Source organism: Helicobacter sp. CLO-3, from assembly GCF_001854545.1.
GTDB lineage: Bacteria > Campylobacterota > Campylobacteria > Campylobacterales > Helicobacteraceae > Helicobacter_B.
In genome coordinates this window covers 55,326-74,735 of record NZ_MLQN01000001.1, presented here as the reverse complement: position 1 = coordinate 74,735, position 19,410 = coordinate 55,326, and the positions used below count along the sequence as shown (strand labels likewise).

Here is a 19,410-nt window from a genome sequence, read left to right as displayed (position 1 = left end):
CTAGCACAAAGCTAAAGCAGAATCTAAAGGCCAAAATCTGCTGAACGAGCGCGCCACAAAATGCGCGCCCAAATATTTATGAAGCACCTAAAAGCACACCAAAATAAAATACCCAAAAACGCCTAGAAACTATACCCAGCGCCTAAGCCCAAAAAGTTAAACCCAGCGTTGCGCGGCGTCAAATCGCCATTGGAGTAGTGTTTGATAAATATCTCAAGCGAGAGCCCCCCCCCCCCCCCGATTTGCTGCGCGTAGCCCATAAATAGGCGCTCGCCAAAGGTAAAAGCCGAGCCCACGCGAGAATCTAGGCGCGAGCGGATGTAAATCCCGATGCCAAGCCCCGCGTAAAAATGCCTGCCGAGGCTGAAAAACACATCTTGCACGCCGCCAAAAATTACTTGGTTAAACGCCTCATTTTTGTCGCCAAATCGATTGCCGCCAAACATATACTCTAGCTCCACGCCAAGCCTGCCGGGTAGGCGAAATGCGCGGTTTGGCTGGTAGTAATGCACGCCGATGATGCCAAGCCCGGAGAAGCCAGAGCGCGTGGTTTTGGAGTGCAGCATATCCGCGCCGCCAACGACTTGCAAAATATTCTTTTTGCCATAAAAGGGCGGTTTGTCGGCGGTGGCAAGCTTTTGGGAAGCCTTGGCGGGGTTGGCGGATTTTGTGGATTTGGCAGAATCGGCTTTGGCGAGGTTGGCGGAATTATCGGCTTTGGTAGATTTGGCGGGGTCGGTAGTTACGCCTGCGATTTGCGCGGCTTTTGTGCTTGCAGAATCCATATTTGCACTATTTGCGTTTGTGTTTATTTCGCTATCGCTGGCAGTATTTGCACTATCCGCGCTTAAACTGCCAACCATAAGCACCAGCGCAAATCCCGCGCTAGCAATGATTTTATAGGGGGGGGGGGGGGGGAATTGGCATTTTTTTCCTTTTTTTTTTAGGGTTTGCCGATTTTTTGGATTTTTTCTTATTTCCCGGGCAACCCAAAATCCTAAAATCTGCTTTTAGATTCTGCGATTAAAAGCGCGCATTATATCAAATCACCCAGCGATTAGGCAACATCTACCAAGTCTTGCACGCCAAGCCCCTTTTTTTTGCCTTTTTTACCCCTCCACTTTTTTTAAAATTTTTCGTCCCGTCCCGCGCACTTCAAAATCAAAAATAACAATTAAGCGATTTCTAAGGGGGGGGGGGCATAATTCGCCCGCGAATTTTAAGGCTGGTTTTAGCTTGCGCTTTTTGGCTTGCATTTCATTTTGTGCCAAGCCAGCGCCAAATCTTGCGCCAAACCGCCTCAAACTTACGCCACAAACATTACCAAAGGGGATAAAATGAAAGTTTTTGATATTTCTCGAGATTCTCGAGTTTTTAAGGTATTTTGCGCTCTCTTAGCATCATCAGCGCTAGCACACGCAGCACCAAGCGCGCAAGCAGCAAATGTCGCCACAAACTCCGCAAACACCACAGAATCCACCAGCCAAACCACAAAAACCGCACCAACCACGCAAGAAAAATTTGCAGAATCTGGCGATGGCTTTTTGGGGCTATACGCAAGCGCTGGCAAAATCACGCTCTCTAGCCCATCGGCCTATGGCGCAGAATCAAGTGTCGGCAATGTTTTGCCGGGCATTGGCGCAAGAGTTGGATACAGAAGTTTTTTCACTAGATATGTGGGGCTAAGATACTATGCAGATGTGGAATATATATGGCAGAACGCCAGCCAAACTTATGGCACAAATAGCGCAACATCGACCACCAGCATACTAATAAGCAGCGTAAATATGGATGTATTGCTAGATTTTCTACATACCAAACACGCTAGCTATGGCGCATTTGCGGGCGTGGGCGCTGGGTATCAGATGCTATGGTCAGAATCTATGTCTGTAAGGGGAATCCACGCGGATTTTAAACTAGGCTTGCGCGCAGCCAGCAAATCTGTGGGCGCAGAGATTGGCATCAAAGCGCCATTTGTCAATATGGAGAAAAAGGATGAGATGTATTCGACAACCGAGCCGCTACTTATCATAAACCAAAACATTCCGCGATTTTATGTCGCTTGGGATTTGTATTTTTAGGAGTTGTGTTTCTTGCCGAGCTGCGACCTTGGATTCTGGTCTAAAAAGCGTGCCGGCATAGCCTAGATTCTTGGGTTATGCAATTTACAAAAGCAAAATCTGGGTTTGTGTGAAAGTTTGCAAATGGGCTTACAAGCCTTTGGAGAGGATGGCGATGGCGGCGGTTTGGGAGCGCAAAATAAAACTAGAATCTAGCGCGATTACGCGTCTGCTGGCAAACTTCTCGCGCTCTTTTTTGCTAAATCCGCCTTCTGCGCCGATGATTATCCCGCCACTTAGCAGGCTTGATATAGACTCTGCGCCGCTAGTTTTTGTGCTAGAATCCTTGGCGCGAGAATCCTTGCCCTTGCAGCCCTCGCCAAAATCATCGCCACCAGAATCCGCGCGCCTGCTCGCGTTGTTAAAATTTGCACTGCTTAAAACTTCACCAGAATCTGCCTTTTGCGCGGATTTAGATTCTGCATCGCCAAAATCTGCTTGAGTGCTTGCGTTGTCAAAATCTGCGCTAGAATCCACACTAGAATTTAAATCATCGCTAGAATCCACGCGCGCACCAGCGCTGCCAGAATCTGCTCCAAAATCCACGCTAGATTCTGCGCCAGATTTCACGCCACTCACCACCTCGCCGCCAAAATCCAGCGCACAAGCCCGCTCATAGCGCGCCAGCACCTCATCCAAATCGCGCAAAATCTCTATCTCCATCATATCGCTTCGCCCGCATTGCTCGCATGAGCCTATCAGAATCCGCCTAAGCTTTTCTAGCTCGATTTTGGCATTTTTCTGGCTAAACTCCGACCAAAACAGACTAAGCCTGCTAAGCCCAAGCTCGTTTAGATAAGGCAGGGCTTTTTGTATCGTTTGTGGATGCGTGATAGCCCAGATGATATGGGTAAATCGCGACATTTTGCAAGGTGTGCGCGCGCTAGATTCTAGTCTCAAATGCGCGCTTTTGCGATTTATCGAGATGATAGCATAGGTGTGAAGCATATCATCGCGCAGGTTTCGCAGGGCTAGAGTTTCGCTAGCTTTGGTGCGCCTAGAGCCAAATATATGTATAAAGCTTTCACCCTCTATCTCCACCTCTGGCGCGCCGGCGTCCGCGTGATAGACAAAGCGCATTTAGATGATTATCCTTAGGCTAAATGCTAGCGACACCGCCAAATCAATAGCATATAAAATCTTGCAAAATCGTATATAAGAAAGCATGAGTGGTTCGCTGGTGCGCGCTAGTTTTAGCTTTTTGATACGCACAATTTCGCCGATAAAAATAAAAAGCATAAAGACAATCATCCCTAGCACTTCAGCATTCATATACCACTGCGCGCTAGCTAGGATAAACACGCCACTAAGGCTACCCACCGCCACTAGCAAAAAAATGATAGGCATCACAAACCAAATCTTAATGATGACTTTTTGGTAACTTTTGTAGGTAAAAAGGGTGTAGAGATTTATGACAAAGGGTATCGGGAAAAATGCCATAAAAAAGCTGTGAAAAAATATCATATCATTGAAGGCTTTTGCCACCATATCTATTTCTATCGGCTCCATTTGCTACCTCTATATTTTATTTTCGCCAAAAGCGTTTTTGTGTTAATTTTAGCATATTATTATTTCAATCTTATTGATAAAAGGGAAGCAGTGCCAAAAAACAACACTAAAGATATGGATGATGTCACGCCACAGGCGGATTCTGCGCGAAAATCTGGGGTGGATTCTAGCAAGGATTTCAATGCGGATTCTCGCATAGATTCTCGCGCGCCAGAATCCAATGCGCCAGAATCTAGCGCGCGCAAAATCGGCGTGGTTTTGCTAAATATGGGCGGTCCTACAGATATTCATAGCATCGAAGCGTTTCTGAAAAATATCTTTAGCGATCCGCTCACCTTGCGTATCAAAAACAATTTCATGCGCAAAATGGTAGGCAATATGATAATCGCCAAGCGCCTAGAATATGTCAAGCAAAACTACCTAAAAATCGGCGGCAGCTCGCCCATCATCAAACACACATTTAACCTCACCACCACGCTAAACAGCCTAGATTCTAGCAAGGTTTATACCTATGCGATGCGCTATGCACCGCCTTTTTCTATCGATGTTTTGCAGGATTTGCAAGCGCAGGGCGTGAATGATTTGGTGCTTTTTAGCATGTATCCGCAGTTTTCCTCCGCCACGATACAATCCTCCCTCATCGACACGCACAACGCGCTAAAGACGCTCTCATACAAGCCGCGCGTGAGTGTGATAGAGCATTTTTCCACGCATACGCCTTTTTATGAGCTGGTGGTGGATAGTATCGAGCGCACGCTTGGGGGTGAGAGCGCGGAGGATTTTGTGCTGATATTATCCGCGCATAGCCTGCCACAAAGCGTGGTGGATAAAGGCGATCCCTATGTAAGCCACTGCGAGGAAGGGAGGCAAATCATCACGCAGATTTTGCAAGAGCGAGGCATAAAATTTAGCGATATAAAGCTATCATACCAATCAAAAGTAGGTCCGATGCGCTGGCTCTCGCCTTTTACCAGCGATACCATAGCCAAGCACGCGCACAAAAAAATCCTCATCTACCCCCTAGCCTTCACGATAGATAACTCCGAAACCGACTATGAGCTAAGTATCGAGTATCGGGAGCTGGCGGAGCGCTTGGGCGTGGAGGATTATCGCGTGTGCCCTTGCATGAATGATGCGCATGAGTTTGCCAAAATGATAATATCGCTGGTGGAGGACAAACTCGCGCAAATTGATTCTATAGTGGAATCCGCGCTAGAGTCTATAGATTCTGGCAAATAGTGCCAAACAAGCGCGCCAAAGCGCAAAACCGCCCAAAGCGCCAAATCGCATAAATCACGCCAAAATAAATAAAAAGGAGAATCCACATGCTACCCATATCACCAAACGCACACAAAGCCGCCAGCCAAGCGACAAAGCCAAGCGACAACAAGCTAGCCAAACTTCTGCTAGGCGTTTTGCTAGCCTTTGGCGCGCTGTATCTAGGTGCTTGCAAAGATGAGGCAAGCGCAGAATCTAGCGCGCTGGATTCTAGTGAGCTTGATAAAAAGTCCTATGCTGGGCTAGAAGATGTATTTGCCGATACTAGCGACATCCGCACCAATGGCAAATATATGCTACTAGTCTTTGGCGCTAATGGCTGCAAGTATTGCGAGAATCTAAAAAATGACATCAAAAATGACGAGGGGCTAAAAGCCTATCTCAAAGAGCATTTTAGCTCGTATTATATCAACACAAGCTATCGCAAGATGCATCAATTTAGTGTGGGCGAGAAGGGCGCGATAAAAGACTATGCGCTTCCTACGCGAAAGCTTGCTGAAATCTATCGCATAGGACCTACGCCCACGCTTGTTTTTGCGACGAAAGAAGGTAAAACGATCATCGCCTATCCTAGCTACCTGCCGCCAAAGCAGCTAAAAGCGCTGCTGAGATTTGTCAATGAGGGCGCGTGGGAAAAAGCGGGCGATGATAATGCAAAGCTTCAGCAGGCATTGCAAACATATCTGCAAAATGAGGCATAATAAGGCAAGCGCCAAACAAACAAAAAGGGGTGCAAAAAAGGGCGCAAAGGCGCGCAAGCTAGATTCCAAGCTAGATTCTATGGGGCGCGCAGAATCTATAGGGAGCTAGAATCTAAAAGAGGCTAAAATAGAGTTTAAGATACTAGAATCTAGATTCTAGTATCTTAAAAGCCAGCAAATCACACAACAAAACGCAGAATCTAAACCACACCAAAGGGAGACACCATGCCAGCAAGCAACACAAACCACACACCAAACACTAGCCAATCACGCGCGAGCCAACCAAACGCCAGCGCCAACAAAAGCACCACCAAAAAAGGCTTCACCAGCTATTTTGCCACCTATGGCAAGGCATTTTATTCTTTTTGGGTGATTTTGCCGATGCTGTTTTTTTACGCGATTTCATGCGCGGTGGCGACTTTTATCGAAAACGATTATGGCAGTGTCGCCGCGCATACTATCGTGTATGGCTCGTGGTGGTTTGCGCTTTTGCATATTTATTTGGTGATAGCACTCATCGCTAGCTTTTTTCATATGCGCTCATGGAAGCGCAAAAAATACGCCTCTATGCTTTTGCACGCCTCTTTTATCGTCATCATCGTGGGCGCTGGCATCACGCGGTATTTTGGCAAAGAGGGGATGATATTTATTGAGGAGGGCAAAAGCAGCGATTTTTACTACTCTAATGACAACTTCATAAATATCGCAGCGCTCAATGATGAGTGGCAAAAAGATTTTGCCTTTATGCCAGCAAATATTAATATTTTTGGCACGCTTTTTTCACGCCCAAAGATTGATGATGAAGTAAGCATTTTTGGCAAAACGCTTAGTGTGAGATCGACTGATCTAGCGATGATGCGCGATGATGAGAATCCAAACAAAAATAAGCCTATGATTTTGCATATCGATGTAAGCTATAATGGCGAGACGAAGTCTATCGCGCTTGTGGGTGGCAATGGATTTTCAAACGAGCACGCGCCCGTGCGCGAAGAGATAGGCGGGATGAAGTTTAGTTTTCATTGGGGAAGTAGGCGCGTGGAGCTGCCTTTTGCGCTGCGACTGCTAGAGTTTGAGAAAAAAACCTATGCTGGCACGGACAATCCCTCCTCTTATGCCTCTGAAGTCGAAGTGCTAGATAGAGAAGGCAATATCATCAAACCCTTTAGAATCTATATGAATCATGTGCTGGATTTTGGCGGGTATAGATTCTATCAGAGCGATTATTATCAAAATGAGGAAAATGGCAAATATATAACCGTGCTTTCTGTCAATAATGACCCGGGCATGATACCTACATACATAGGCTATGCGATGCTGATGATTGGCGCGCTATGGCTGTTGTTTGACAAAAAGGGGCGATTTATGCAGTTAGCGAGATTTCTTTCAAAAGCGCAAGTGGCGCAAAAAAGCGCGCTGGCAGTCGTGCTGCTGGCTTCTAGCATGGGGCTAAAAAGCCTAGATGCTTTCCCGGTAAATGCCGCGCAAAACCAAAAGCCAAATATAGAGACGCACTCTAGCGAGCCGAGCGCTATTATAGATACTAAAGCGGATTCTGCCAAAGGTGCTAGGGGCGCAGAATCTAAAAAGGGCGCGCGAGGTGTGGAATCTAAAAACGCGGATTCTGCAAAAGCGGATCCTGCTTCAGATTCTGACGCTATCCAAGCGCCAAAAGGCTTAAGCGAGCAAGCCGCGCGCACATTGCAGCAAGCCCTGCAAGACGCGCAAACTTACCCCACGCAAATCGATCCTAGCCATATACAAGAGCGCTTCGAGCTTTTGCGCGAAAATTCCAAAGAGTTTGCCAAACGCCTAGCTAGAATCCAAATCCAAGACTATCAAGGCAGAATCATGCCGCTTGATACGATGGCCATGAATATCGTGCATAAAATTTATAAAAAAGACGGCTTCAAAGGGCTTGATAATACGCAAGTGATAATGGGGCTTATGGCGTTTCCGCAGGATTGGGCGACTATGCGACTTATCGATACCACCACGCCAAAACTCCGCGATATTTTAGGCTTGCCAAAAGGCGAGCGATATGCTTCAAGGATGGATATATACGACCCAATGCTTGATGAATCAAAGCTGCATAATTATTTCGCCGATACGATGCAAAAGGCAGAGAGCGAGTATAATGTATTTGACAAAGATATAAAAAGCGTGACAGAGCGCTTTGAGATTCTAAAAAGCGTGCAGAATCTGCTTTATTTTCGCGTGTTTCCAGATATCAAGACACAGCGCTGGTTTTCTGTAAGTGAGATCATGCGCGCGCATGCATTTGGCGAGATAAGCGATCAGCAGTATGAAGAGATGATAAAATCCATCGATCCTATCATGGGATTTTTGCTCTATGGGATAGTTGAAGGTGTTACGACAAACTCTTGGGAGAAGGCTATTGGCGCGCTAAAAGCGCTAGAAAACTATCAAATGCAAAATGGCGGGCAAAACTACCTAGATGAAAGCCATGTAAGCTGGGAGATATGGCTAAATCATTACAATATCTTTGAAAAGCTTACGATTCCTTATATTTTGCTGGGATTCCTAGGATTTGTGCTAGTGCTTGTGTATATTTATAAAGACAAGCCGATACCAAATCGCGCGTATCAGGTGTTTTTGGCTCTGGTGTCGCTGTGTGTGATAGCGCATACTTTTGGGCTAGGCGTGCGCTGGTATGTCTCTGGGCATGCGCCTTGGAGCAATGCGTATGAGTCGATGATTTATATCGCGTGGGCGTCTGGAATCGCTGGCGTGGTGTTTTTCAGGCATTTTATGCTGGCACTTTGTGCGACTAGCTTTTTGTCCGGGGTGAGCCTTTTTGTCGCGCATCTAGGCTATATGGAGCCACAGATCCAAAACCTCGTGCCCGTGCTTCAGTCATACTGGCTAAATATCCATGTCTCTGTTATCACTGCTGGCTATGGATTTTTGGGGCTTTGTTTTGTGCTTGGCGCGTTTGGGCTCATACTCTTTGCGCTTCGCAGCACAAACAAGCCACATATCGACAAAGCGATTCTGTCTGTGGGCGCTATCAATGAGATGAGTATGATTTTGGGGCTTTTTATGCTGACGGTTGGGAACTTCCTAGGTGCTATTTGGGCGAATGAGTCTTGGGGGCGCTACTGGGGCTGGGATGCCAAAGAGACTTGGGCGCTTATCTCTATCGGAATCTATGCCATAGTGCTGCACCTGCGATTTGTGGGCTTTAAAAATATGCCTTTTGTCTTTGCGGTGGGTAGCGTGCTAGCGTTTTATAGCATTTTGATGACTTATTTTGGCGTGAATTATTATCTCTCCGGCAAGCATTCTTACGCGTCTGGCGACCCGATGCCTATCCCTGTGGGGCTGTATATTTTTATCGCGCTTACTATCGCGCTTATCATCATCGCGCGATTTAAAGCAAAAACGCCGCTTGCAAAGGCAGGCGCGGAATCTAGTGTGCTTTTGGATTCTGGTGTAAATGTGGATTCTGACGCAAATGTGGATTTTGTAGAATCTAGCTCGCGTCCGCACGATGCGGATTCTGGCGCAAATGTAGATTCTAGCGCAGAATCTAGTTTTGGCGCGCCTTTAGATTCTCACAAATAGCAGGGGTTTGCTTGAAAAAGGCGCTTTTGTGGATAGGCTCATTTTGCACTAGCTTTTTGCTTTGCGCGCTTTTGCTTATTTTTACAAGCATTGGCAACAAGATTTTATCCACCTTCCTCCAAAGCGCGATAAACAAAGCCTACAACGCCCAAAGTCAAATCAGCGATTTACGCATAGGGCTAGGCAAACTGCAAGCCTCGCTGAAACTCGCGCAATCGCTAAACCTAGACATACAAGGCGTGTATAATTTCAAAGGTTTTGATATAAACGCGAGCCTTTCTATCGACAAAGCCGCACTTGATGCGGCAAAAAGTGCTAGAGATTCTAGCAGGGATTTTTCAAAAAACACAGATGAAACTATTTTCATAGGAAGCTATCGCTTGCATGGCAGCTATGATAGCTACACTATCACGCCTACAAAGCTAGCCACGCAAACGCCTTCAAGCACTTCGCAAGGCTCGCGAGACTTTTTACAAGCTTCACCACAAGCCCCTTTGCAAACTTTATCTCAAGCCCTTTCGCAAACTTTATGGCAAGATTTTGGTGCGCCCTCATTTGCGCTCATCGCAGAGGGAGGCTATCTCACGCTAAACGCTTATAAAGTAGAATCTAGCAACATCCCCCTAAACCTCATCGCGCGATTTTTGCGCCTAAGCATCGCGCCTCAAGGAGTGGCTAACATCATCGCAGATAAACGCGCGCTAGAATCCAGCACGCAAAACGCGCCAAAAACCGCGCAAAATCTAGCTATCAAAACACAAGGCGCGCCGATAAATTTCGACATAAAATACCAGCAAATCACCGCTGGCAAAGTGGCAGAATCTAGGAATATGCTAGGCGTTGTGGAGCTGGATTCTACCCAAGGCGTTTTATCCAACCAATCTAGCGCGCGCCAGCCAAACCAAAAGCTAGCGACAAACCAAAACGCTTCAAGCCAGATTCTGCCAAATCAGATTCTGCCAAAACAAATCCTTTTGCAAGGCAGCGCGCAAAATGACGCGCCATTTTATATATTGCTAGGCGTAAAAACGCAGAATCTAGCTGGCGAGCCCACCACCGCGCATTTTGGCAGGCTAGCGATTGAGGGCGATATGAGCGCTAAGCGCATCGCATACATGCTAGATATACAGGATTTAGAAGCGTTTGGCAGGGTGTTTGGGCTAGAGTTTGTCGGCTCGATGCTGCTTAGTGGCACTATCGAGGATAATGATGGGCTAAAGATTAGTGCGCAGAGCGAGTCTTTTGGCGGCGTGGCTAGGGTGAGTATGGAGGGTGAGACGATAAGTTTTGGCGGTGAGGATTTATCGCTTACGCAGATTCTGGGCGCGCTGCAAATGCCAAGGATCGCCGATGCGCGCGTGAATCTGCAAGGCATCTACAACCTAGCCTTTCACAAAGGCTCACTCACTGCGCAAAGCCCTAGCGTCTCGCTAATGCTAGATAGTGAGAATCTAGGGCTAGAGGGCTTCGTCGCGCATGAGTGGGCGCAGGATACTTGGGGTGTGGGCGCGGATACCAGCGCGCCTTTGGCGCAGGCGCAGCTGGAGGGCAGTATCGATGGCGCGCGCATAGATGCGCAAATCACGCTAAAATCCGCCACGCAAACGCTTCAAAGTAGCGCTTGTCGCATCGATCTAAGCGCGCAGACGCTGGATTTGCGCCTGCTAGAGCCAGCTATTCGCATTAGCGGCAAATTTAGCGATTTATCCACGCGCCAAGAAGGGCAAGATACAGGCACGCAAAATATCGATTTGCAGAATATAGATTTATATGGCGTGGATTTAGGCACAGATTTGCCAAACGAGGATTTAAGCGGCACAGATTCTTGGTAGCATGGTTTTAGCGTGGATTTTTGATAGCGCGAATTTGTGGCAGCGTGGATTCTTGATAGCGCAAATTTGTAGAATGTGGATTTTGCAAAATGCAGTTTTGCAGATAAATTTGCATAGCATGGATTTAATCTTAGATTCACGCGAACTAGATATGCGAGATTTTGATTCACAAAACACAAAATCACAAAATAGATTCTAATACGCAACAACCAAACTTCCAGCAATCCGCCACACCCCTCCCCCTCCACCATAATTTTAGATTTTGATGTTCTCAAATAAATTAATCAGTTTATTTTCCAAGCAAGCACAGCGGCATCGCGCACGCAAAATTAGCACTAACATTAGCGGCAAAAAGTGAGCGCCACCATCGCCAAACTCCTAGAATCTGCGACAAATGACAAGCTACCAAACACCAAAGAAATGCGCTAAAGGAAGTGCGCTAAAGACAAAAGTCAAAGCCCGCATAAACCCACATACATAAAACAAGTTCTCTCCAAAATGCAAAAGATGTCACAACAACAAACATATATGGGGATTATATATGAGCTTTTATTGATTTCTAAGGGGGGGGGGGGGGAAGAATCTTTTTAAAAAGGCTAAATACAAAATGAGTGGCAACATTTTACGACACATCATCATTCAAGCTGGCGGTAAAGGCACGAGGTTAGAAGGACTTACCAAAAATAAGCCAAAATGCCTTGTGCCATTTGAAAATCTCCCCATTATTTTTCATCTTTTTGCGCGCTTCCCGCACGCGCATTTCACAATCATCGCTGACTACAAAATAGAAGTTCTCACAAAATACCTCGCAATCTTTGCCACGCAATATAATTACTCCATAATCCACGCGCAAAATGAGGGGACAATCTCTGGGATAAAAGAGGCAATTGCGCCTTTTAGCGATAATGAGCCTTTTATGCTTATCTGGTGTGATTTGATTTTGTCAAGCGATTTTGAGATTCCGCCACTAAATCAAAATTATATTGGAATCTCGCAAAGCTTTGAGTGTCGCTGGAGCTATGTAAATGGTGAGTGCAAAAAAGAGCCAAGCGTGCAAAATGGCATAGCGGGACTTTTTATCTTTAAAAATAAACTTGAGTTAAAAAATATTGCAGAATCTGGTGCGTTTGTGCGATGGTGTCAGATTCAAAAAATCCCTTTTACGCCCCTGCCACTTGTAAATTGCAAAGAAATTGGCACGCTTTTAAGCTACAGCGATAATAATCCAACGCCCATTTGCCGCCCATTTAATCACATAGAGTTTAGAGGTAATGAAGTTATCAAAACGCCTCTAAATACGCAAGGGGCGCAAATAGCGCAAAAAGAAATTGCGTGGTATAAATTTGTGCAAGCAAAAGGCTTTGAAAAAATCCCGCAGATTCTAAGTTTTGAGCCCCTTACAATGAAGCGCGTGCAGGGAAAAAATATCTTTGAGTATGATTGTTTATTGCCATCACAGCGCAAGGAGATTCTAAAAGAAATCCTAGATTCCCTCTTAGAGCTTCATAATCTAGCCCCAAAAATCCCCGCAAATATGCAAGATGTGATGCAAACTTATATCACAAAAACTTTTGAGCGGATAGAAAAGGTGCGCTCGCTTGTGCCATTTGCAGAAAATGAGTTTATCAAAATCAACGGGCAGTATTATAAAAACATTCTTTTTGATAAGCAAAAAATTATTGATAAGATTCTCACTTTCGCGCCGAGTGAGTTTTGCGTGATACATGGGGATTGCACTTTTTCAAATATCCTTTTTGACACCTTTAATATGCGCGCGATTTTAATCGACCCGCGAGGCTATTTTGGGGAAAGCCAGATTTTTGGCGATGCGGATTACGACTATAGCAAGGTGTATTACTCGCTAAATGGGGATTACGACCAGTTTAATCGCAAGAAATTTACCCTTGTAATAAAAGAAAATGAAGTGGATTTTGCCATTAAATCAAGCGCGTGGCAGGATTGCGAGGAGTGGTTTTTTGAGTATTTGCAAATAAGGGGCGAGCGCGTAAATAGGGAGAAAATAGCGCTTTTGCATGCCCTTATTTGGCTTGGGCTTAGCACTTATGCGTGGGAGGATTATGATTCTATTTGCGGGGCGTTTTATAATGGGATTATCAAGCTAAGGGGGATTTTATGAGTGGGAAATCTTTGGATTCTAGCGTGCTTAGATTATCCAGCCTGCCTAAAACTTAGCTTTTTGATATTGATGGCACGCTTGTAAAACATAAAAGCAAGCATGATGGCTTTTTGGAAGGTAGCGAGGAACTTTTGCCCGGCGTGAAAGAATTTTTTGAAAATCTGCCAAGTGAAGATATTGTGATTTTACTCACAGCGCGGAAAAACTCGCAGATTCCAGTACTTGCAAAATTTTTGCAAGAAAATAATATTAGATTTAATCATATTTTACCAAATTTGCCTATGGGCGAGCGGATTTTGATAAATGACTGCAAGCCCCCAAATGAAAAAAATAAGGGCGGGCTAAAAACTGCGTATGCGATAAATACAAAGCGCGATGAGGGAATAAGATTTGGTTTAGAGATTGATAAGGAAATGTAAAAATGAAATTTAAAGATATAGAGCCGCTATTGCAAAAAGATAGATTCTATTTTGCTAGCCCCTGTGGTTTGGGGGATACTTATTTTCTTTGCGCACTCAAAAATGCATTAGAAAACAAGCTTAATGGAAAGATTATTTTTATTATTCAAGAAAGCCATATTCCCGTGCTTGAGCTTTTTAATAACGCTGATTTTATCGCGATTGAAAATGAAGAATTTAAAAATAATATCGATCTTCTTAAAATTTTTTCTTTTTGCAAGAGTATTCCGATGCTTGGCAAAGTATATCCCGCCCATCCAAGCCGCCTAAATAAACAAGATATTATAAAAGATTCTTTAATAAAAATGTATGAAAGATTGTTTGACTTGCCCGATAATTACAAAATGGATTTTCCAACAAATCTGCCATCTTTAAATCCAAAATTAAAAGCAAGATTGGAACAAATAGCGCCATTAGAAAAAATAGTTTTTTATTTACCCGAAGCAAACAGCATGGAATCCTTGCCTCAATATATTTTTACTAGAGATATGGAGACATTACAAAAAGAAGGCTACAAAATAATAATCAATACAACAAAGCATGATTATAGCTACGGAGGAACATATAATCTTGATTTAAGCTTAAAAGATGCAATTGCTGTCGCATTAAATGTAGGCAAGGTTATTTCTATGCGCTCTGGCTTCTGTGATTTGGTAGCTTATAGTGTAAAAAATCTGCGCATCTATTATCCATCTGGCAATTTAGAATTCACTTCCGTATCGACAAATAAAATCAGTCGCAATGTAGAAGAAATCGTATTTCCAACATCATTAGAGGCAAAATATTTGCCATATCAAATCGGCAATCTTTTGCTTGCCTACCAGCACAGAAAAATATCATTTTTTAAACTCTTAAGAAAAACCTATAAGGCCTACAAGCAACCTTTAAACACGCAACCAACAAATTACCCTGTAGAATTTATGGAATCCATTCCTTGCAAACTTGGTTTAGCCTTTATAGAAAATAATGGTAATCTCGTGCGTTTTGGTATTTTAGCTTTTGTGCTAAGATTTTGCGCGATAAAAAATCATAAGTTTTTTATCAGAAAAAAACTAAAATATCTCCAAAATAGTTCAACTTTTCCAATTTAATTTTACTAAAGTAATATGTATGGCAAAAAGTAAAATATATTATAAATAAATTTTACGAAGAAGGAAGAGTAAAATCCCACTTTAAGGGATAAATGCAAAATGTAGCCATATTAAAAACTATATAAATAATATCAATTTTAGATAAAACCAAACAACAAGACAGCACATTAGACTTATTTGAAGGTCACAATAGTTTGCTAAATAATAATAAAGTTAATCATGTCGATGTTTTCAAAAGCGTGACAGAGCGCTTTGAGATTCTAAAAAGCGTGCAGAATCTGCTTTATTTTCGCGTGTTTCCAGATATCAAGACACAGCGCTGGTTTTCTGTAAGTGAGATCATGCGCGCGCATGCATTTGGCGAGATAAGCGATCAGCAGTATGAAGAGATGATAAAATCCATCGATCCTATCATGGGATTTTTGCTCTATGGGATAGTTGAAGGTGTTACGACAAACTCTTGGGAGAAGGCTATTGGCGCGCTAAAAGCGCTAGAAAACTATACAAATGCAAAAACTAGATTTATGCCTGCTAAAGCCATCTATTCGCATCAGCAGAAAATTCAGAGATCTATTTGCGCAGCAAGGAAGTCAAAAGGATAAACCCGCGAAACTGTGACTCATAAAATATAGCAAATTTGAATCAAAAGCTGTTTTTCAAATCGCTTAAAAATCTTTCGCAAATCGATAAAAATGATTGGTTGGTCCATGCCCTTTGCCTAGCTCGAGCGAGTGCAAAATCGCGCCAAAGATGTATTCTTTTGCTTTTTGTATGGCTTGCGCACGCGGGAGGCCGAGCGCTAGGTTTGAAGCGATAGCGCTGCTTAGCGTGCAGCCTGTGCCATGTGTGTTTTTCGTGCGGATTCTAGGCGATGCAAACACGCTAAAATCCACGCCATCAAAAAAGACATCGTTTGCACCCATGCCTGCACTAGAATCTAAATTTGCAGAATCCGCCACGCAAACGCTAGATTCTGCCACACCAGAATCCACTGCGCGCACGCCAGAATCCAAATTCGCAGAATCCACCACGCCTGCGCTAGAATCTGCACCGCCATCGCCAGCCTCACCACTATGCCCGCCTTTGACGAGCACGCTTTTTGCGCCCATTTTATGAAGCACGCGCGCCGCCTCTTTCATATCATCAAGGCTTTTTATCGCAAATCCACAAAGCTCGCTAGCCTCGGGGATGTTTGGCGTCAGCACATCGGCAAATGGCAAGATGAGCTCGGCAAACGCCAGCCGCTCGCTTTTTGGCATGAGCGGGAATCCATTTTTGGCAAACATCACCGGATCGATGACAATATTTTGGGGCTTGTATCGCTCAAAATTCTGCGCCACAGCATCCATGATGCGCCTAGAGCCGAGCATGCCGACTTTGGTAGCCATCGGCGGGATGTCTTCAAACACCGCTTCAAACTGCTCGAAAATGCACTCCACCGGCACATCAAAGCTACTTATCACGCGCGCGGTATTCTCCGCCACCACGCTCAAAACCACACTCATCCCATAAAGCCCATGCGCGCCAAAGGTTTTGAGATCCGCCTGCATCCCAGCCCCGCCGCTGCAATCACTCCCGGCAACGCTCAAAATAGGAATAGCGCGCGTGGTTTGCGCGGGTATAATATGGGGGGTAGTATGCGCGTTGCGTGCGTTATGCGCGGGCTTAGATTCTGACTCCATAGAAGTTTTTGCCTCCGCAGAATCCGCTTTTTTAGATTCTGCATTTTTAGATTCTAGATTATATTTTGCGCCCATTTAGATTCTCCTTAGATTTTTAGATTCTGCTTTTAAATTTCACGCCGCATTATAGCGATTATTCGCGCGATTTTTATTTGCTTATGCGCTAAAGCCAGCGACTAGAATCTAGCGCGCGTTTAGCCTCGCAATATCGCGATATTTAATCTTTTTGGCTTTAATACATTTTGCAATCACAAATCACAACAAGGATTTTTATGCAAGCATCACAGCAAAAAGCGCAAAAATGCGTGCTCATCATCACCGATGGTATCGGCTACAAGCCAGATTCTCCTTACAATGCCTTCACACAGGCAAAAAAGCCCACTTATGATTGGCTGTTTGAAAATGTGCCTTATAGCCTCATCCACACTTATGGCGAGAGCGTGGGGCTGCCGCACGGGCAGATGGGAAACTCGGAGGTGGGGCATATGAGTATCGGCTCTGGGCGCGTGCTGTATCAAGACCTAGTGCGTATCTCGCTGGCGGTGGATTCTGGCGAGCTGGCGGCACACCCGCTGCTAGCAGACATCGCCACAAACGCGCGCGATATTCATCTGCTAGGGCTTATGAGCGATGGCGGCGTGCATTCGCACATCTCGCATACTATCGCGCTGGCTAGGATAATGCGCGATAAAGGCAAGCGCGTGTTTTTACATCTCATTACCGATGGGCGCGATGTGTTGCCAACCTCCGCGCCAGAATACCTAGCACAAATCGAAGCACTCTGCGCAGAATCTAGCGACACTAGCAATGCTGGCGACACAAAAGGCGCGCAAGGCGAGGGCGCAAAGGGCGACATAAGCATCGCCAGCATTTGCGGGCGGTATTATGCGATGGATCGCGACAAGCGCTGGGATAGAATCCAAGAAGCATATAACATGCTAGCAAACGCCACGCCAGCCACGAGCCTAAGCCCAAGAGACTACATCGCCAAATCCTACGCAGAAAATATCACCGATGAGTTTATCAAGCCCGCGGTTTTTGGCGCGTTTGCAGAATCTGGCGGGTTTGATGAAAATGATGGGCTTATTATGAGTAATTTCCGCTCCGATAGAGCGCGCGAGATCATCGAGGCACTTGGCGCGCAGGATTTTACGCATTTCGCGCGTCCGAAGCGATTTTCTCATATCATCACGATGTGCGAGTATGATGAGCGCTTCACCTACCCCATACTTTTCACCAAGCAAAAGCCCCAAAATACGCTAGGTGAGGTGCTTTCGCGCGCACACAAAAGACAGGCACACATCGCAGAGACAGAGAAATACGCGCATGTGACATTTTTTTTCAATGGTGGCGTGGAGGAGCCGCTCGAGGGCGAGACGCGCGTGCTTATCCCCTCGCCAAAAGTGGCGACTTATGATCTGAAGCCCGAGATGAGCGCGCCAGAAGTGGGCGATGCGGTGCGCGCGGCGATGAAAGATGGCATCGATTTTGTCGTGGTGAATTTCGCAAATGGTGATATGGTGGGACACACAGGCAAGCTTGATGCGGCGATAAAGGCGGTGGAGGCAGTGGATAGCGAGCTAGGCAAGATATTTGCGCTGGCGCGAGAGCTGGGCTATGCGGTGGTGCTGACAAGCGATCATGGCAACTGCGAAGCGATGCAAAATGAAAAGGGCGAGATTTTGACAAATCACACTGTGGGCGATGTGTGGTGCTTTGTGATGGCAGAAGGTGTGAAAAGCGTGGATTCTGGCGCGCTGAATAATGTAGCACCAAGTGTGCTAAAAATCATGGGGCTAGAAATCCCGCAAGAAATGGATAAACCGCTGGTGTAGATTCTGCTGGAATCTTTGGCGGATTCTTTTCTGAATTTGGCTAGATTCTAGCGACTTTGGCGAGAATCTAGATTTTGCAAATTAGCATCATAAACTCACTTTATATATTGTTTTAGCGATTGGATGAAATGATTTGCATCTCCGAAATAATTAGGATAAGCCTTTTTTAGTTTGCGAATGCTTTCGATATCCACCAAAACAGCATTTATATCGCTATTTTGCTCCATCATCTCATAAAACAAACTAGCCTCTTCAAGGTTATTTTTGTGAAAAGTCGTATAGCTAACCACGCCTTGCTTAAAATCAAGCCAAATCACACAATACAAATTTTTCTCTTTTGTATTGATAGCGCTTAGAGCCAGATTCACACCACCAAGCAAGCTTAAAATCTGATGCGTTTTATCTAAGCCGATGAGCTCTTTTATCTCTTCATCACTTGCTTCATTATGCAAGATTTTAGACGCTAGGTAAAAAAACCTTTTATGCTCGCGCTCGCCTTGTCCTAGCTTCAGATTGGACTCGCTAATCAGAGAAAAAATCTCAACCGCAGTAGCCCAATAATGCTGCGGCAAGCTTCTTATTTGAAACTCGATTCTATAGCCTTTGAGCGCGTCCTTGCCCTTTGCATACTCAAAAACGATATGAAAACTCCTATATCCATCAGGCTTAGGATTTGTAATATAATCATCGATTTTTATGATTTTTAGGGCTCTTTTGTTGTTATCATAAAGCTCGATGATTTTTTGTGCGTAATTTTTGGTTTTTTGCATATCGCCAAAAACCGCCCTGACACCTCCAATATCTTGCATCCTATCAAGCCCCATAGCAGAAAATCTCTGCAATTTTGCTCTAATCGAGCTTAGCCTTTTGAGGCGTCTTGCGATAAATAGAGGCTTTGGCGTTTTGTCTTTGATAGTGTTGATAAGCGTGTTTGTGACTAAAATATGAGTGTTTCTATAAGTATTTAAAATAGCGATATCATCTGCGTTTTCATTATTTTTTTTGATATTTTCACCTATTTTGCGTATTTTTGTTTTTGAGATTTTATCCATCGCCTGCCTTTATAGGTTCAAATGACGCAATTTATACCAAAAAAATCAGCAATATACAATTAAGTTTATTTGAGGGTTTTTGAGTTTTGTAAGGCAATAAGGTAAGGGGTAAGGTAAGTTTGTATATTTA

15 protein-coding genes are annotated in these 19,410 nt (G+C 44.7%); 10 read left to right on the top strand and 5 right to left on the bottom strand.

Going from position 1 to position 19,410, the window contains the following annotated elements:
- Positions 1-122 precede the first annotated feature (122 nt).
- Positions 123-863, bottom strand: coding sequence for an acyloxyacyl hydrolase (locus BKN38_RS11550; RefSeq protein ID WP_256325497.1), 741 nt, complete (start codon positions 861-863; stop codon positions 123-125).
- Between the two features lie 474 nt (positions 864-1,337).
- On the opposite strand from BKN38_RS11550, the gene BKN38_RS00295 reads away from it, so the two are divergent.
- The gene (locus tag BKN38_RS00295; protein ID WP_066453531.1) at positions 1,338-2,081 is read left to right on the top strand and encodes an outer membrane beta-barrel protein; all 744 of its coding nucleotides are present in this window, start codon (positions 1,338-1,340) and stop codon (positions 2,079-2,081) included.
- A 129-nt stretch (positions 2,082-2,210) separates the two neighbouring features.
- Here the strand turns inward: BKN38_RS00295 and BKN38_RS00290 are convergent, their stop codons facing one another.
- Entirely contained in the window at positions 2,211-3,200 is a 990-nt protein-coding gene (locus BKN38_RS00290; RefSeq protein WP_066453533.1) for an RsmE family RNA methyltransferase, read from the bottom strand.
- Complete coding sequence (locus tag BKN38_RS00285; RefSeq protein WP_066453541.1) at positions 3,201-3,629, bottom strand: hypothetical protein; 429 nt, start codon at positions 3,627-3,629, stop codon at positions 3,201-3,203. It abuts the gene before it with no gap.
- A 90-nt stretch (positions 3,630-3,719) separates the two neighbouring features.
- Here BKN38_RS00285 and hemH point away from each other — a divergent pair, with 90 nt between their 5' ends.
- The 8 genes from hemH to BKN38_RS00240 all read left to right on the top strand — a co-directional run bounded on the left by hemH (position 3,720) and on the right by BKN38_RS00240 (position 15,313).
- Positions 3,720-4,868, top strand: a complete 1,149-nt coding sequence (gene hemH, locus BKN38_RS00280; RefSeq protein ID WP_256325496.1) for a ferrochelatase — start codon at positions 3,720-3,722, stop codon at positions 4,866-4,868.
- An 86-nt stretch (positions 4,869-4,954) separates the two neighbouring features.
- Entirely contained in the window at positions 4,955-5,608 is a 654-nt protein-coding gene (locus BKN38_RS00275; protein ID WP_066453545.1) for a thioredoxin family protein, read from the top strand.
- A 225-nt stretch (positions 5,609-5,833) separates the two neighbouring features.
- Entirely contained in the window at positions 5,834-9,193 is a 3,360-nt protein-coding gene (gene ccsA / locus BKN38_RS00270) for a cytochrome c biogenesis protein CcsA (protein ID WP_066453549.1), read from the top strand.
- An 11-nt stretch (positions 9,194-9,204) separates the two neighbouring features.
- Positions 9,205-11,025 carry a hypothetical protein gene (locus BKN38_RS00265; protein ID WP_066453552.1) on the top strand — a complete coding sequence of 607 codons (1,821 nt, stop codon included), beginning with the start codon at positions 9,205-9,207 and terminating at the stop codon, positions 11,023-11,025.
- 607 nt (positions 11,026-11,632) lie between these two features.
- Complete coding sequence (locus tag BKN38_RS00255; protein ID WP_066453562.1) at positions 11,633-13,162, top strand: NTP transferase domain-containing protein; 1,530 nt, start codon at positions 11,633-11,635, stop codon at positions 13,160-13,162.
- Positions 13,163-13,272: 110 nt separating this feature from the next.
- On the top strand, positions 13,273-13,581 hold the full coding sequence (locus BKN38_RS00250; RefSeq protein ID WP_199769859.1) for a hypothetical protein: 309 nt from the start codon (positions 13,273-13,275) through the stop codon (positions 13,579-13,581).
- A 2-nt stretch (positions 13,582-13,583) separates the two neighbouring features.
- On the top strand, positions 13,584-14,711 hold the full coding sequence (locus tag BKN38_RS00245) for a hypothetical protein (protein ID WP_066453565.1): 1,128 nt from the start codon (positions 13,584-13,586) through the stop codon (positions 14,709-14,711).
- A gap of 194 nt (positions 14,712-14,905) precedes the next feature.
- Complete coding sequence (locus tag BKN38_RS00240; protein ID WP_066453568.1) at positions 14,906-15,313, top strand: hypothetical protein; 408 nt, start codon at positions 14,906-14,908, stop codon at positions 15,311-15,313.
- Positions 15,314-15,376: 63 nt separating this feature from the next.
- On the opposite strand, the gene thiD is transcribed toward BKN38_RS00240, so the two are convergent.
- Positions 15,377-16,333, bottom strand: a complete 957-nt coding sequence (gene thiD, locus BKN38_RS00235; protein ID WP_082942412.1) for a bifunctional hydroxymethylpyrimidine kinase/phosphomethylpyrimidine kinase — start codon at positions 16,331-16,333, stop codon at positions 15,377-15,379.
- A 332-nt stretch (positions 16,334-16,665) separates the two neighbouring features.
- Here thiD and gpmI point away from each other — a divergent pair, with 332 nt between their 5' ends.
- Positions 16,666-18,228 carry a 2,3-bisphosphoglycerate-independent phosphoglycerate mutase gene (gene gpmI / locus BKN38_RS00230; RefSeq protein WP_066453572.1) on the top strand — a complete coding sequence of 521 codons (1,563 nt, stop codon included), beginning with the start codon at positions 16,666-16,668 and terminating at the stop codon, positions 18,226-18,228.
- A 95-nt stretch (positions 18,229-18,323) separates the two neighbouring features.
- Here gpmI and BKN38_RS00225 read toward each other — a convergent pair whose 3' ends face one another.
- On the bottom strand, positions 18,324-19,280 hold the full coding sequence (locus tag BKN38_RS00225; RefSeq protein WP_066453577.1) for a RelA/SpoT domain-containing protein: 957 nt from the start codon (positions 19,278-19,280) through the stop codon (positions 18,324-18,326).
- Positions 19,281-19,410: the final 130 nt, after the last annotated feature.

Coding starts and splice junctions, on each gene's coding strand:
- BKN38_RS11550 (WP_256325497.1), bottom strand. CDS start 863: ATGGTTGGCAGTTTAAGCGCGGATAGTGCAAATACTGCCAGCGATAGC.
- BKN38_RS00295 (WP_066453531.1), top strand. CDS start 1,338: ATGAAAGTTTTTGATATTTCTCGAGATTCTCGAGTTTTTAAGGTATTT.
- BKN38_RS00290 (WP_066453533.1), bottom strand. CDS start 3,200: ATGCGCTTTGTCTATCACGCGGACGCCGGCGCGCCAGAGGTGGAGATA.
- BKN38_RS00285 (WP_066453541.1), bottom strand. CDS start 3,629: ATGGAGCCGATAGAAATAGATATGGTGGCAAAAGCCTTCAATGATATG.
- BKN38_RS00275 (WP_066453545.1), top strand. CDS start 4,955: ATGCTACCCATATCACCAAACGCACACAAAGCCGCCAGCCAAGCGACA.
- ccsA (WP_066453549.1), top strand. CDS start 5,834: ATGCCAGCAAGCAACACAAACCACACACCAAACACTAGCCAATCACGC.
- BKN38_RS00255 (WP_066453562.1), top strand. CDS start 11,633: ATGAGTGGCAACATTTTACGACACATCATCATTCAAGCTGGCGGTAAA.
- BKN38_RS00245 (WP_066453565.1), top strand. CDS start 13,584: ATGAAATTTAAAGATATAGAGCCGCTATTGCAAAAAGATAGATTCTAT.
- gpmI (WP_066453572.1), top strand. CDS start 16,666: ATGCAAGCATCACAGCAAAAAGCGCAAAAATGCGTGCTCATCATCACC.
- BKN38_RS00225 (WP_066453577.1), bottom strand. CDS start 19,280: ATGGATAAAATCTCAAAAACAAAAATACGCAAAATAGGTGAAAATATC.